This window comes from Brevibacillus sp. HB1.2 (assembly GCF_013332495.1).
Lineage (GTDB): Bacteria > Bacillota > Bacilli > Brevibacillales > Brevibacillaceae > Brevibacillus > Brevibacillus porteri.
In genome coordinates this window covers 232,988-246,696 of record NZ_JABMIU010000007.1, presented here as the reverse complement: position 1 = coordinate 246,696, position 13,709 = coordinate 232,988, and the positions used below count along the sequence as shown (strand labels likewise).

Below are 13,709 nucleotides of genomic sequence, written 5' to 3'. Positions count from 1 at the left end.
ATTGGGTATGGCAACCCTTCCAGAAAGGAATGAGCGAACAAGAGGCTTCGTCTGTTTGGGAAAGGGAGGTTCCCCAGACGAAATCGCGAGAGTAGACGAGTGGGAGCAATTGATCAAGCTCGCTTCTAAGCGTGGGGATTCTACCTTTTTTCCAGCGGCCCACGGGAGTTCGAAGTCAAAAAGCTTACAAAAGACATGAGGGAAACTACTTATTTGTTCACTCTGCTCTAACGTAAAAGCGAACATATTGTTCAATTCATGCATTCTGTGTGTCTTCCCATGAAGGATAATCTCATCAGTAAAGTGACCTGTCACTTCAATCAACATCTTATTATGACTTGAGTGCTAATCAATCGTTATAGCAACAAATGATAACTGTCATTTTACAACCATTTGAAGTTAACACAACGGTAATGATGGAAAAAAGAGATGAATGAAGTCTCTATAGGGATTAGGTCCTTATTAGGGAGAAATATTGACGAGTTCTTGAACTCTAGCCTATGTGGTCAGGTTCAGACTCCTAAACTGCTTTAGGGAACCGGCTTGGTTCCGATTACGACGGTAGCATCCAACTCGTCAGACCTTGTCACCCGTGTAATCAGCCCGCAACAAGTGAAGATATCGACTGTCTGCTGTGTCTGACGTTCGCTTGTCTCAACTAGTAAGTGTCCACCAGGAGCCAGCCAGAGTGGAGCTGCAGCCAATACTCGTCTCTGAACGTCAAGCCCATCCGTTCCCCCGTCGAGTGCTATTCTCGCCTCATGTATGCGAGCTTCAAGTGGAAGAAAATCAATGGCTTTGGTGGGGACGTAGGGAGCATTGGCAACGATGACGTTAACGTGTCCCCTAAGTATGATAGGAAGAGGCTCAAATAAGTCTCCTTCGTAAACGCGACCTCCTGCGGTAGTAACATTGCGACGGGTGCATTGCACCGAGGCTGGATCGATGTCAGTAGCATACAATTCGATCTGTTCCAAGTAAGCAAGAACCGCCCCAACTGCCCCTGATCCGCAACATAGGTCAAGCACTACCGACTTTTGACGGATGAGGTCGGCAGCCTGTCTAACGAGAAATGCTGTACGTTGTCTGGGAACGAAAACTCCCTTATCCACAATAATCCGCAGTCCACAAAACTCAGCCCAGCCGATAATATGTTCGAGAGGCATGCCAGTTGTTCGCAATTCTACCATGTCCGATAGTTCAGTCGTTGTCCCTGCTGAGGCGATTAGTAACCTGGCCTCATCTTCAACGAAAACACACCCAGCTGCTCGAAGTTTATTGACGATTATTGTAAAAATTCTATCGCCATGAATCTCATAATCATTCAAAAATTGAATTCACCCATTTCGGAATTGTTGGAATTTAGTGTGTGGTATTCGCATTTTACTCTATCTTAGGAGGCAACACAACAATCGTTGCATTGAGATTGCGTTCAATCGTGATAGAACAAGTATCATTTGACACGCCTGTCCCACCCAGAATTTTGGCTAAACGATTGTATAAACTTTTCGGTATCTTCAAGTTTGACCCTCCTTTCCTTGTTTTATAGAAATCTATGTAGACGAGTATAAGAGGTTCTGGGCAGACGTAAAAAAGGGTGCGTGAACAAGTGTAAATGGTTAGCACTGAGGTTATTAAACAAAATATTATTTGTGAGAAGGACGGTGCAATATGAATCCTCCTAAAGAGTAGCTACAAAAAGCAAATGGTTGAGGAAATGATCCGTCCCACTACTCCTTCTTCGGAAGCAACTTCACTTATTCCTACCTTAGTTGATCATTTGAACAAACTTCAGGAGAATCCAATAGAGGTCCACTCAAAATGCGGCAATTAGAATAATGTCGAAATCTGTCGGAATACATAGAAGGAAAGATAACTTATATGATGGGATAATAATTAGGTAATTAATCCTATTGAAAGGTGGTTCCAATGCTTAAATCGAATAAGTTAGTCATAGTGTTTCTTTTATTATTTTCAATGTTTGTAGTACAGGGATGTGGAACAGACCCAGTACAAGAAGATCTTATTAACTATTTAAACACCGAGTTGCCAAAAGTTACATCACTCGAAAGGAAGGCTACTGAAGAGTATTCTTCTATAACGGGCGCTAACTATACAAATGACTTAGTTATGTTTGAAGCGATGACAAAAAGTATAATTCCGACTTATTCACAGTTTCTAGAAGAGCTTGAAAAGATTAAACCGGCTACGCCAGAAGTACAAAAAATTCACGACCAATTTATTTTAGCAGCTACAACCCAACATAGTGGTTTTATAACGACGGTATCAGCTCTTGAGAAACAAGACTATGCTAAGATTGCTACAGCTAATAAGAAATTAGCAGAAGGAAGAAAGTTGATGCGGGATTATCAAGCGGCCATAATGGAACTTGCTGATTCTCATGAAGTAACCATCACTGAGACAAAATAAGTAACGAACCCATTGTTAGATGTAATAATTACGATTGGATGATGCTTGCTCTACAAAAAGTCGGACAGCAGTGGCTAAGAAGTACATTACAGAACGAGAAAAAAAGAGATAGCACAACTACAGCAAAGCGCATAGAGCGCCTTTTCCAAAATGGAGAGGGCGTTTTTTTTTCAAGGGGAGATGATAATGCAACTCTCCTTTATTGTGGAAGTCAGCGCATCATCGATTGGATCAGGTAAAAAGCAATCTAACCTGCCTTTGACGATTGTCGTTATGGCAGGCGCTTTTCATTTGGCAAATGCTTTCCTGTGTTGGGATTGATGCAATTTAGCAAGTCGTCGGCGCAAGGAAACACTTCGGTGCGTCGGGATCGCAGGTAGTAACTAATATAGATTTCACAGAATGTTATATCGTGCTAGAAATAAAGAGGAGCTGGACAAAGCGGGGTATACTTCGCTGACCAGTCTTTGTTGATTTCATATTGTCCGCTTAGTCCTGATTAACCATATAAGCATTAGGCAATTATGGTGGTAAGAGGTGATCTTATGTGCGGACGATTTACGCTGGTGACTAACTTGGAGTTGTGGAATGCAAGGTTCCAAATCGAGGTTATCCCTTTTGAAATACAGCCACGATATAACAATGTAATCTTAAATTAAGTTTCAAAACCATTAGTCTTTTATTAATAATAAGTTGCTTATGATGTGACACTTCTTATAATTAAAGAGGTGTCTTTTTATGAATTTTCTTGAAAGTGGTGAAATCTATCAAAGACTTTAACATGTAACCCATCCTTATCGTCTCATTTTCAGCTTAGTATCATTAGGTGTTTTGGTTTGAGAGGGTCTAAGCTTGATTGCCCGAAAAGGTGCTCTTATGAATATATCAAGCCATTCCCCAAGATTCATAGGGGCAACAGGCGTTACATAAGACGTACCTAAATTTGTAATTCCGCACATGTGAATGACCACCAAACCAATACCGAATATAATCCCAAAGTTCCCCAGTAAACCACTACTCACAACTTCTTCTACGTACGCCATGTTTACAATATCCTTGATGTATAGCAGGTAGACACTTTGTTTTCGTTATTTCTCCTACTTCAAACTTCATCACTTTAAGGTGTGAACTTCGAATTCGCCTTCGGATTAATGCGAGGTTTGTGCCATAGGACTCTACAAAAGCTTCGTGAGGTCCGGTTATGACTGCTTCGGTTTGTGATTCTTCCACATTTCTTGAGGCGGGTCCGTAGGCTTCTACAACATAAGTACCATTGGGTGTAAAAACAGCGACACTTCCACTTAAAATCCCCAAAATTACATCTTTCGTATTTTGAGTCTCAACAAACTGAGACCACGATAGTAAATTCTGTAACTCATCCAATTGAATATTAAGGAGAGGTTGAATGACATTGTTACGCAGCTCATTTTTGCTTACTAAATGCCCAAAATAGACAATATCTGTTTGAATTTCGGGAAATCTTCTATGAGTTAAATCAGCACAATCAGCTAATTCGTGAAGCGTATGCTGTAAGGTTGCTACTTGTGTATCATTGTCCATTTCCTGATGAGTAGTTGGTTCAATATCCATTTCTAACTCGCTAGAGGTTAGGGATTTGAAAAAATTCTTAAACATCGACATGAATCCCACGCCCTCCATTTTCCATGAATAGGAGTTAGTATGTTGGTAAACCCTCTTTTTATTCAGTTGTACAAAATGCTCTCTTTAATATTTGACTAATGCTGTTCAGTGATAATAAAGTTTTAGGTTTCTCCATTGAACTATCGAACCCGTTAGCTGAACAGGCTGCCGAGTGGCAGCCTCCAAATTCTTAATAACCATAAAGTCATAAAATACATTTTCTATGCAAATAGAGTCAACTTTGTAAAGTGAAATTTTTATTAAAAGGTAGGAGCAGGTGGTTCGTCTATTTTCATACGGAGTAAACTATAAGGCTTCTGCCGCAGGTCATTTCCATAATGAAATCTTGCCTGCCGATGTAATTGGTTCACGATGAAATATAAGTATTGATCTGGACCAATAGAAAAAGTATCCGGCCATAAAATTCTCGGATCATGTGCGATGGTTTCCATTATTCCATTCGGCAATATCTTTCGAATACTATTGTTTTCATAATCTCCAGCGTAAACGTTTCCTTTTGCATCGGTGATCATTCCATCTGAAGCACCTTTTTCTCCCCAATACTTCACGTGATACTGTAAATTCATATCCGGTATCGTTCGGTCTCTTAGGGCTTCCGTTGAAATCGAGTACAGATGACGACTGGAGAGAGGACAGAAATACAACATCTTGCCGTCCGGGGAAATCGCTATACCATCGGATGCCAACCTAAAGGGTGAAGTAGATCCGTCTTTGTTTCGATTCATCAGGATTTTACCTTCAACTTTCGGTAAGAGAAAGAGATCGGGCGAAGTTGAATTTGCACCGTTTAACCGTCTCCAAGCATAACCCGTTTCTAAATCAACGACAATAATGGCTCCTGGTCCTCGGGAAGACGAATCCGTTATATAAGCATAACCTGCTTTACCAACACGAAAATCAAATCGGACATCATTCAGATAAGTGGTTGGCAGGACAACATCTTCCGTAAATGTATATACACTTCTTATTGTATTTGAATTTAAATCTACAGCGACTAACTTCGCCCCCCCTTTGATAGGTTCTGAGAAATTAGGAGCTCCTGTATCCAGTACCCAAAGCGTTCCATTTCCATCAGCAACGACACTTTGGATACTAACGAAGGACGTTGTGATATTCGATGGGCTTACCACATTAGCGTCTAAACTAGGATAAGGCAGTAATGTATCGTGAACGATTTCAGCCACCGTAAATTTAACGTCGTCTCCCCATTTCGGAAAGCAAATGAAAATACGTCCGGTTTCAGAAACAGTAACGCCTGTAGGCATGGCTCCGTAAAATAAAAAAACCGCCTCAAACTTACCGAAATACTTTTCACTCGGTAACATCACTTGTATAAAATCCTCCTCAATAGGTTCGAACTGCTATCACCTATATATGACTGAATGTGGTTCAAGTGCCTGGATAATAAAAAATTTTTACGGGAACCCCGCAAGTTCGTGTCTATGACGGACAACGAGTAAATGGTGTTGTGTTTTTGCCTGAGTTTCACCGCCCACGAGAGTATGAATAAAAAGAAGTACACTATGCATAGGATCTTCCTTCCTTGTACAAGCTATGGCCATGGAACGAAATTTATTGCTGCTATTCTAGTTTGTGTGCGTGGGCACCATCTATTTCCTTGTTCCAAAAGTGAAAGCTCATGAATGTGATGTGCTTTCTTGCGTGTCAGGCTGTGGTATGAATGGTAGAACTGCTGCTCGTTCAATTTGATTTGGTGGCCTACCCGTTGCGTGAATTTCCCAAAGCTTCGGATTTGAATATTACGTTCAAAGTGGTGTGGTCGCCTGTTGCGAGCAGTCTTTATTACATCTACAGACCTCGTGAGAATAATTTGACGAAGTGTTTTTACTTTGCCGCCTGGATTTCACTGCTCACCTTAATTGACGGGTTGCTAGCCGCAAATACTGGGCCACGATTTTTCTCACATTCCTGATGACTCGAGTGTTCTGTGTGATCTACTTTGGAACCATGACACGAGTGGAAGCGGCAAAACAAAAGAACGCAGCCAGTACGACACGTTCTTAAATATGGGGATCCCCGAAGACGTCTCCCAGCTTGCGCTGCTGCGCACCTGCTGTCGCCGCGCTGTAGTGCTGAAGAACGTCATCATTTTAACGACCAACCCGTAATAATTAGGAAGCAGAAGAAAGAGGGAGGCCCCTTAAGGGCCTCCCTTTCGCTTGTCATGATTCGCTGCGCTGGTCCGGCAAATCAAGCTCGTTCTCCGACGTGCAAAAATGTCTCATTGAAAGGGGGTAATTTCCGTAGTCTGCTTATATCCACTTAAAATTGTGGTCTTCAACATTAAGAGGTTATTGACGGTGACTCTCCGTATCTATGGCAAATACGTTCCTCCGAGCGTCAACGCAGCATTTGCCCATGCGGAGAGTATCGGCGTAAATTCGGAAAACATCATATGCAGCTCTTACATACGACCATACCTCGACATAAGTGAGCTTGACTCCACTTGTATCCGAAAAAGAAGGAGAATCTCTGCCACTACCAAAGCTACCGATTTATTGTTGGTCCGGCAGACGTAATGCATGTCTAATCTTACTTAGTCATTGACTGTTAGAGCTTGTCGTTGCGGATGCCAATGTCTTTATGCCAATAAGTGGATTATATATTACGTGCATTGAATTAATGGGTACGTTAGTTCAATGAAAAAGAGGCAGTCTAGGACTTTATTTTCGTGTCCTGGACTGCCTCTGACTTTTTTAACAAGGGTTGTAGAAAACTAATTTTACGAAGGCAGCTGATTTAGCAATGAAAAAAACTGATTAGATCAACAACGCCAGTCTAAAACTTATATCTCTGTACACTTATTAATCCTTCAAGCCTCCTTATATGAACTACCACTTTATAGCGTCAATGTTTTAGTATAGAGTCTTTAACATAATCTTAAGTATATAGGTTAAAAGCAAGGTCTGAAACGTTAACCGAAAAGCCGGCATTCCGACGACTTTTCGAGCGAAAACGGTGTATCATCCCTGCAGATAGCTTCTACGAGTGGATGAAACTCGGAAAAGCTAAGCAGCCGATGAGGATTATGATGAAGAGTAGGGAACCGTTCGCTTTCGCTGGTCTGTTTGATACATGGGCAAGTCCGATAGGAGATAAACTGCACACTTGCACAATCGTTACGACCAAACCAAATGATGTTGTAGCTGATATTCATGACCGGATGCCTGTAATACTGAGACAGGAGGACGAGGGAATATGGTTAGATCGTGAGAAGTTTGATTCTGACTTGCTCCAATCATTGCTAGTACCATACGACTCGGATATGATGCGTGCATACCCTGTATCAACAATGGTTGGTAGCCCGAAAAACGATTTGCCAGAATGTATTCAAGAAATAGTGAACCCGTCCCTGTGTTAAGGAGACGGGTTCACTATTGCGAAATGTTTATTCATATCCGGATTTTGCGGGTACACGAAACAGAGACTTTATTTGACCACGATTTCAACCTTTGTCCCGTCTGGAAAATCCTCTAATTGGTTGGATATCCAAGATCCAGCGCCGCGATTATCTGATGGCTTTATGTATTTGATATCTGCCCCTGTGCCACCCTCTGCACACATTGCCATCGGCCATTCATCCCGATCATACCCCTTTTTTGTAGGAATACCCTTGAGCGATTCTTCGCGATTTTTATTGGCTCCATCTCGGTCAATTGTGCATACAGCTGACTTCCCGGAAGCAACCGCATCTTTGATATGCTTGGCTGTCTCTGGGTATCGATCAGACGGAAAAACTATCGTATGGTCTACATTCCCATTGCTGACTGTTTTATTCTCTATTGGCACAAGTCCAAAGAGATAGGCAGCGCCGATCAGCAGCACCACAATCAACATCAGTATTTTTCTCTGTGTCATGCTTTTGTCCTCCAAATATAAGTTCTTTTTCAAATAATAACACCGCCGAGAATTATGGCGAAGGGGTGTGATTGCCTATAACCTATTGTAAGCCTTTATCAGGGGCGGGAAGTGTTATGGTTACCCGAGGTATCCCCTCATACTGAAACGCGATATTTCCCCACAAGTCCATTGATATCAGTAAGTTCCATGTTTGTAGGTCTAAAGTGAAAGAGGAGTGCGTCGGAAGTCCAAAGAATGACGACCCAGAACGTATCGAAGAGATTCGTAATCTATGAAAAATACGAGGCACCTTCCTGTAATTATAGGAGGTACCTCGTCTCGTCGTGTTATTTGGTATATTCCATAACTTCAAACGATTGAACCTTGCTGAATGCTACATAATCTTTTCTTGAAGTAAATGGCCCCTTGTTAAAGTCCTTATCGAACATATATGTTTCTTTGCCACGTCCATCTGCACGGCCATTGTACCAGTCGATGAAGTCCTGTACTTCGGATGCGGTTAGCTCAAATTCCTTCTCGAGACCACTGATCATTTTTATAACAAGAAGTGCGTTATCACCAGTTGGCTCTGGTTCAGGTTCAGGTTCTGGATTAGGATCGGGATTCGTTGGTGTGCCTATTTTCTCCATCATTTCTAATTCTTCAATAACTGTAAATGAGGAAAATCCATTGTTCGATGTTATATTAATACGGTATTGCTTATAGAAGTTGTCATTGTTAAATGTGTAATCTCTTTTGAAATTTGTTGCCCAGCCTGTCTGGTTCGTTTGTGTATCTAATACGATCCATTCTTGACCATCGAATGCTTCAAATGTCCAATCCTTGGGGCTTTCACCTTTATAAACATCCCTTGATTTAACCGTGTATTTGGAAATTTTCTATGGCTCTGGAAATTCATATTGTAACCAGCCTTTAATTGTACCGCCGGCTGTACCCCATCCATAAGTATCATCTTTGTCATCAAATGCCCGGTATGCTTTATGATTTGCGCTCCATTCACTGCTTGCACTTGCTAGCCCACTTGGACTATCGTTACTTGTCATCGCAGGAATTAAATCTCCACTGTACTCATCTTCCGCAAAACCAACGTTTTGACCCGAAAATAAAATAAAAATGATAAGTCCAAAACTTAAGAGTTGCTTACCGTACTTCTTTACAAAAATCATAAAAGCCTCCTTAGAACTGTTAAAAAAGGATAATTAGTATATGTGCACATAGAAATATAATACAGTTCCATAAATTGAGCAAAACATTAAAAGGAATAAATTACAAATTGAAGGTGCTCTAAGCAGCATTATATTGGGCATTTCTACATGTAACCTACAAACGCACCCACAAAATGATGAAATGATTTGAAGTCATTTGAAATGACAGTAGCTAAAACTGTTGATTTTATACGATTTCTAGGGAGTATAAAACCGATTGAAAGCCAAGACATGTTCCGCACACGCGTTCAAGATTGGGAGCGCGAGCAATACATGACTGCTTATTAATAGGCGAAACCCCTTTGCCTGCATGTGCGAGTGGGTTTTTATTTGGTGGGCAATTTTGATTTTTTCAGGGGCTCAAGAACGACAGGGGTTGTATCCAAGAAGTTAGGCCGAAAATACGTCTTGATCGAGATGGGAACATCTTACATTCTGATAGTGTACGAACGAAACAAGCGTGAAACGGCCAAGATGAACATTTTCGAGTTCGGTACCTAACACGATGTGTAGCGAATGAAATCAGCGATAAGATAATCATTATCTTCTTCACAACAAACACCCCCGGTGTAAGACGAGGGGGGAGTAAAAAAGTTACAAAATGTTAAGAACGATTGAGTTAATTTTACACGATAGTCCAGGCTTATACAGACTACTCAACACAACATTTCGGGAATAAAGAAAAACGTAATCCTCCCAGAAAGAAAAGATATCAATCCCATCACACCATTTTTTGTAATCGAAAAGCTCAGGGTTTTGAATGAGTTGAAACGATCGAGAAACCCATTGTTGGATGTAATAATTTCGATTGGATGATGCTTGCTCTACAAAAAGTCGGACTTCCTCAAGGTGGGTTCTATCTTTTCCTATTCCGACTGCATCACCTACTAAAAGGTATAGACAAGCTAGAAAGACTTTTCGTTTATCCTTTGCTACTTTCGGATTAATTGATAGCCATAAATCATCGTATCAACCGCTTTCTATTAAAATAACCCTATTGTGGAAGATCTGGGTAATTACTTCACCGAATAAATTATACCATGCGTGCCCACCTATAAGGGAAAGCGAAGATGAGCGCACAAACGAAACTGTCATTTCTGGAATCGCAGATTGAGAGAAGTCCAAAAGATTGTTGTTGAAGCTTTACGTTTGAATAGGCTGGGAAACAACAAGATCGACTCCCAGCCCATGGTGAAAAACTAGCCAAAGTAAGTAATGATCTGTTCAATTATCCAAGCAATGAAGTATATAGCTTCTAATGCAGCAAGTAAAAAGCTCCCCAACAGGGGAGCAAATCCGACATGTCACGCGGTTTTCCTTACAAAAAGACGTTCCGCAGTCCTGCCATGACTAAGCCAAACGAGGCAAGGAGTGCGGCGGAAGGCAAGATAATTTCCCTTTCAATCCTACTATTATTACCATTTTGAATGATGCTTTGACAATCCTTATCTAACAGTATTCCGCCCCTCATTTGAGTTGTACGAAACACAAGTCAAGTCCAGGACGCTAAGGACGAATACGACCCAAACGACGGATAGGACGGACCCCTTCTATAGACCAATCACAAGTTGGCCTATTATACCAAGTGGCAGCATCACCGCGAGCATAGCGTCCAACATGAAGATTAGGTCCTGTCGAAACGCCTGAAAAGTCTACAGTGCCAAGGAATTGTCCACTTGGGATAAACATCCCTCTCTGTAAAGTGGTAGATGGTCTAACGTGAGCGTACTCAGTATAGAACTCATCCCGCCCTTGGACCAGGACCATATTCGCATATAGGGGACAGTGGTTTGGATCTGTGCAATGGGGGCTACTATTTCTGATATCTGCGACTGTTCCTTCCTCCATAGCATAAACAGGTGTGCCAGGGATGTATCTATACTGGGGGCGGTCACCAATAAACCGGGGGCGAAGAAGGTAAGTGCCCCAATCAATACCATTAAATACCAAGTCTTTCGAACCGGGATGATCAGGTCCACAGTCTTTAGAGATCAAAACACTTGATGATGTATCAAAGGGATGCCTACTATACACTTTCAAATATTCATCACTCCTTCAATAAATTAAGGATACGAAGCTTTTGTGTTTTACAGTTTATTACAATTATTTACGGGCTGTGACAGCTACCCTATATGAAGAAAAGGATTTCTTTTTGGACAAGAAGACTCAAGAGATTGAGAGTAGGGTCAAGAGATTGGAAAAGAACAAGTCAATCGACTACGGGCAGCAATTCGTATTGCAAAATGCAGCAAGGCAGCAAATGGTCGAGGTGCTAGGCGGCAAGTATGGATAAGACTATCAAAACAGCAGCTTGCGTGGAAAGGTCTTCTCGTCAATTTGGAGGGACTTCCAGGGATGCTTCAACGTAGATACATACCGAAATACTCGGGTCCTCGACCTTTCAAAATGCCAAATATCTTGCGCCACGCAGTAGGGACCATGTACAGTCCAACTTTGACCAGTCTTTCGTGATGTAAGCAATGTTTCTAGCACTGAACAGAAACACGATCTCCAAATCACAAAATCTTGAAAAAGAAATGCGGGCGGAAGCGATGTGATTTACCCAAAAAACTCCATCAGCAAGTGTAAATTTTTTTAGGCTTAGTTTCTGTATCCTGAATTTCAATGCAATCACTGCCGCCTTGATGTAATAGTAACCGCTTCAGTAGGAGATTTGAACGATTTGGAGAATATGAACTATCAAACATTCGAATTGGGGGACATTAATGTGGGTTTGTTAGACGGTCTAATGGGTAACGCTTCGGAAGTTAACATTGCAGATGTTCAAAAAGAGTATGCTCAAATCTTAGCGAACAATGAGAGCATAGAAAAGGCGTATAAATTAATACGTGATATGTTCATCTTCACTAACAAGCGGTTAATACTGGTTGATAAGCAAGGCATTACTGGTAGAAAGATAGAGTACCATTCCATTCCTTACAAAAGTATTAGTCATTTTAGCATTGAAACAGCTGGAAATTTTGATTTGGATGCGGAATTAAAAATTTGGGTTTCTGGAAGTGCAGTACCGATCCAAAAACAGTTTAACAAGAACTTGAATATTTACCAGATACAGAGCGTGTTGGCCGAGTACATTTTGGATTAGTCTCGCTTGATAAAAAGCCTTCCTTCAAATCGTAGTTATTACTGCCGTCCAATTGCTTATTAGCTGATTCCATCCTAAAATCATGACATGTTCTTATAAAATGTAAACAAACGTTCTTGTTATATAGATGAAAACGGAACAATACGGAAAATATCATTGATGGACATTATGAATGTTATCTACGAGTAAGAAAATATTACGAACGATTTAGCGATATTTATACATGAAATAGCTACCCAATCAAACCGATAAAAGTAATGTAATATGAAATCTAGTGTAGATTCTCTTGGGGATAAGGCGTACGACTTAATCTGTGCAGATGAGTCTGCGCTATTTTTTGTGGCAATAGAAGGTATGCATACCTATATATACTGGTAGTAAATACTGAGCTGATATCCTACTATATTGATGACTACTTTTTTATTCACGTATTACTTCTTGTGTACCCCAATTTGCTTAAAGCAATTGGGGATTTTTTTGTATCGAGGTAACCACATGTTTATTTCTCCGATGCTGCTTGAACAGGTAGGGTGCTCAATAGCACCCCAATGATAGTTAATTCGATTTGCTAACGGAACTTGGAGCGGGACCAAAAACGGGAGCTAATCTTGACGGGTGCAGCTTGGAGCTAAGGCCAAAAAATTCACAGAAGTTCATAATCAGCGGGCTCCATTTCTCGGGATCGATGTAGTTCTTCTCGCCAGTCATTAGGATTTGTTCATCAACATGAACACGAATTATCTTTACTTCAATAGCTTTTAAAGAGCTGGGCAGTTCAAAATTATGGACTTGTTCTACCACTGCCTCTAATTGAACCGGGCATTCCGCAACGCGTGGAGGCCGAATCAGGTCCGAAACTTGGGGGGTGAACTTAGCCATTCCGAATTTATCCGGTTCAAATCGGTATCCTACATTAACCTTGCGCTCCGGGACAGGATTTCGCCCAGTAAGTAGAGCTAGACGGTCAACCGCATGAGCAAGATCAGACGAAGGAAGATTCAAAACACATTCGCGCTCGCGCAACAAATTGGTAACGGTCTGAGATGAGCTACTGCCAAGCATGCATGATTGATTCAGCCACCATGCAGAAGACATTGGGGCAAGGTTAACAGAATTGTCCTCATTTAATGTGCTGATAAGTACAACTGGCGTCCCAAAGTAAAGAATTTTTGGTTCAACTACCCTGTGCATAGTCGCGTTCCCTCCACTATGATTCCATCGTCTCAAATAAGAGACCTATCTCAAATTATAGTCGTGATTCTTTTCGTTATTTTGCTGTTTCATTTCGATAGAACTTTACAGACTATTACTTGTGAGAAGGGGAGGGAGTAATCAATAGCTTGGGTGATCTAGAACATTGAATCAGGAAGATACATCAAGCACAACGTCTAGTTCCCCAATCTGCAACATGGGGCATGCTCTTT

Annotated in this window: 15 protein-coding genes and 2 pseudogenes; 7 read left to right on the top strand and 10 right to left on the bottom strand. The window is 41.2% G+C overall.

The features are described 5' to 3' along the window. Nucleotides 1–530: 530 nt before the first annotated feature. Together HPY28_RS18240 and HPY28_RS18235 are read right to left on the bottom strand one after the other, a co-directional pair. Nucleotides 531–1,328 carry a putative protein N(5)-glutamine methyltransferase gene (locus tag HPY28_RS18240; RefSeq protein WP_017249201.1) on the bottom strand — a complete coding sequence of 266 codons (798 nt, stop codon included), beginning with the start codon at nucleotides 1,326–1,328 and terminating at the stop codon, nucleotides 531–533. 55 nt (nucleotides 1,329–1,383) lie between these two features. Then, nucleotides 1,384–1,521 carry a hypothetical protein gene (locus tag HPY28_RS18235; RefSeq protein ID WP_017249200.1) on the bottom strand — a complete coding sequence of 46 codons (138 nt, stop codon included), beginning with the start codon at nucleotides 1,519–1,521 and terminating at the stop codon, nucleotides 1,384–1,386. A gap of 408 nt (nucleotides 1,522–1,929) precedes the next feature. Between HPY28_RS18235 and HPY28_RS18230 the strand changes: the two genes are divergently transcribed. Both HPY28_RS18230 and HPY28_RS30745 read left to right on the top strand, forming a co-directional pair. Next, the gene (locus HPY28_RS18230; protein ID WP_174231098.1) at nucleotides 1,930–2,430 is read left to right on the top strand and encodes a hypothetical protein; all 501 of its coding nucleotides are present in this window, start codon (nucleotides 1,930–1,932) and stop codon (nucleotides 2,428–2,430) included. A 186-nt stretch (nucleotides 2,431–2,616) separates the two neighbouring features. Then, nucleotides 2,617–2,751, top strand: a complete 135-nt coding sequence (locus HPY28_RS30745) for a hypothetical protein (protein WP_256437627.1) — start codon at nucleotides 2,617–2,619, stop codon at nucleotides 2,749–2,751. Between the two features lie 473 nt (nucleotides 2,752–3,224). On the opposite strand, the gene HPY28_RS30940 is transcribed toward HPY28_RS30745, so the two are convergent. From HPY28_RS30940 to HPY28_RS18215, 3 genes are all read right to left on the bottom strand, one after another. Further along, complete coding sequence (locus HPY28_RS30940; protein ID WP_174231097.1) at nucleotides 3,225–3,473, bottom strand: spore germination protein; 249 nt, start codon at nucleotides 3,471–3,473, stop codon at nucleotides 3,225–3,227. Continuing rightward, the gene (locus tag HPY28_RS18220) at nucleotides 3,445–4,071 is read right to left on the bottom strand and encodes a spore germination protein (protein ID WP_174231096.1); all 627 of its coding nucleotides are present in this window, start codon (nucleotides 4,069–4,071) and stop codon (nucleotides 3,445–3,447) included. The genes HPY28_RS30940 and HPY28_RS18220 overlap by 29 nt, the downstream gene beginning before the upstream one ends. Nucleotides 4,072–4,331: 260 nt before the next feature. Next, nucleotides 4,332–5,417, bottom strand: a complete 1,086-nt coding sequence (locus HPY28_RS18215; protein ID WP_174231110.1) for an L-dopachrome tautomerase-related protein — start codon at nucleotides 5,415–5,417, stop codon at nucleotides 4,332–4,334. 356 nt (nucleotides 5,418–5,773) lie between these two features. On the opposite strand from HPY28_RS18215, the gene HPY28_RS30935 reads away from it, so the two are divergent. Further along, nucleotides 5,774–6,025: a CBO0543 family protein gene (locus HPY28_RS30935; RefSeq protein ID WP_371813502.1), complete on the top strand. Its 252-nt coding sequence runs from the start codon at nucleotides 5,774–5,776 to the stop codon at nucleotides 6,023–6,025. A 981-nt stretch (nucleotides 6,026–7,006) separates the two neighbouring features. Further along, nucleotides 7,007–7,474 (top strand): annotated as a pseudogene (locus HPY28_RS18210) (SOS response-associated peptidase); the annotation flags it as partial. A 68-nt stretch (nucleotides 7,475–7,542) separates the two neighbouring features. Here the strand turns inward: HPY28_RS18210 and HPY28_RS18205 are convergent. The 3 genes from HPY28_RS18205 to HPY28_RS18195 form a co-directional block, all read right to left on the bottom strand. Then, the gene (locus HPY28_RS18205; RefSeq protein ID WP_069844708.1) at nucleotides 7,543–7,971 is read right to left on the bottom strand and encodes a NucA/NucB deoxyribonuclease domain-containing protein; all 429 of its coding nucleotides are present in this window, start codon (nucleotides 7,969–7,971) and stop codon (nucleotides 7,543–7,545) included. Nucleotides 7,972–8,300: 329 nt separating this feature from the next. After that, nucleotides 8,301–8,606 (bottom strand): hypothetical protein, encoded by a 306-nt coding sequence (locus HPY28_RS18200; protein WP_174231095.1) that lies wholly within the window; start codon nucleotides 8,604–8,606, stop codon nucleotides 8,301–8,303. A gap of 246 nt (nucleotides 8,607–8,852) precedes the next feature. Then, nucleotides 8,853–9,140, bottom strand: a complete 288-nt coding sequence (locus HPY28_RS18195) for a discoidin/SUN/FTP domain-containing protein (RefSeq protein ID WP_174231094.1) — start codon at nucleotides 9,138–9,140, stop codon at nucleotides 8,853–8,855. Nucleotides 9,141–9,491: 351 nt separating this feature from the next. On the opposite strand from HPY28_RS18195, the gene HPY28_RS30930 reads away from it, so the two are divergent. Then, nucleotides 9,492–9,680: a DNA methyltransferase gene (locus HPY28_RS30930; RefSeq protein ID WP_371736768.1), complete on the top strand. Its 189-nt coding sequence runs from the start codon at nucleotides 9,492–9,494 to the stop codon at nucleotides 9,678–9,680. Between the two features lie 1,005 nt (nucleotides 9,681–10,685). On the opposite strand, the gene HPY28_RS30500 is transcribed toward HPY28_RS30930, so the two are convergent. Then, nucleotides 10,686–11,213, bottom strand: a complete 528-nt coding sequence (locus HPY28_RS30500; protein ID WP_371813504.1) for a M23 family metallopeptidase — start codon at nucleotides 11,211–11,213, stop codon at nucleotides 10,686–10,688. Nucleotides 11,214–11,295: 82 nt separating this feature from the next. Between HPY28_RS30500 and HPY28_RS30495 the strand changes: the two are divergent. Both HPY28_RS30495 and HPY28_RS18170 read left to right on the top strand, forming a co-directional pair. Continuing rightward, nucleotides 11,296–11,613, top strand: a pseudogene (locus HPY28_RS30495) (ORF6C domain-containing protein). A 294-nt stretch (nucleotides 11,614–11,907) separates the two neighbouring features. Beyond that, the gene (locus tag HPY28_RS18170) at nucleotides 11,908–12,285 is read left to right on the top strand and encodes a PH domain-containing protein (protein WP_069845458.1); all 378 of its coding nucleotides are present in this window, start codon (nucleotides 11,908–11,910) and stop codon (nucleotides 12,283–12,285) included. Between the two features lie 555 nt (nucleotides 12,286–12,840). On the opposite strand, the gene HPY28_RS18165 is transcribed toward HPY28_RS18170, so the two are convergent. Beyond that, nucleotides 12,841–13,476: a flavin reductase family protein gene (locus HPY28_RS18165; RefSeq protein ID WP_174231090.1), complete on the bottom strand. Its 636-nt coding sequence runs from the start codon at nucleotides 13,474–13,476 to the stop codon at nucleotides 12,841–12,843. Nucleotides 13,477–13,709 lie beyond the last annotated feature (233 nt).

Coding starts and splice junctions, on each gene's coding strand:
- HPY28_RS18230 (WP_174231098.1), top strand. CDS start 1,930: ATGCTTAAATCGAATAAGTTAGTCATAGTGTTTCTTTTATTATTTTCA.
- HPY28_RS30745 (WP_256437627.1), top strand. CDS start 2,617: ATGCAACTCTCCTTTATTGTGGAAGTCAGCGCATCATCGATTGGATCA.
- HPY28_RS30940 (WP_174231097.1), bottom strand. CDS start 3,473: ATGGCGTACGTAGAAGAAGTTGTGAGTAGTGGTTTACTGGGGAACTTT.
- HPY28_RS18220 (WP_174231096.1), bottom strand. CDS start 4,071: ATGTCGATGTTTAAGAATTTTTTCAAATCCCTAACCTCTAGCGAGTTA.
- HPY28_RS18215 (WP_174231110.1), bottom strand. CDS start 5,417: ATGTTACCGAGTGAAAAGTATTTCGGTAAGTTTGAGGCGGTTTTTTTA.
- HPY28_RS30935 (WP_371813502.1), top strand. CDS start 5,774: ATGGTAGAACTGCTGCTCGTTCAATTTGATTTGGTGGCCTACCCGTTG.
- HPY28_RS18205 (WP_069844708.1), bottom strand. CDS start 7,971: ATGACACAGAGAAAAATACTGATGTTGATTGTGGTGCTGCTGATCGGC.
- HPY28_RS18200 (WP_174231095.1), bottom strand. CDS start 8,606: ATGATGGAGAAAATAGGCACACCAACGAATCCCGATCCTAATCCAGAA.
- HPY28_RS18195 (WP_174231094.1), bottom strand. CDS start 9,140: ATGATTTTTGTAAAGAAGTACGGTAAGCAACTCTTAAGTTTTGGACTT.
- HPY28_RS18165 (WP_174231090.1), bottom strand. CDS start 13,476: ATGCACAGGGTAGTTGAACCAAAAATTCTTTACTTTGGGACGCCAGTT.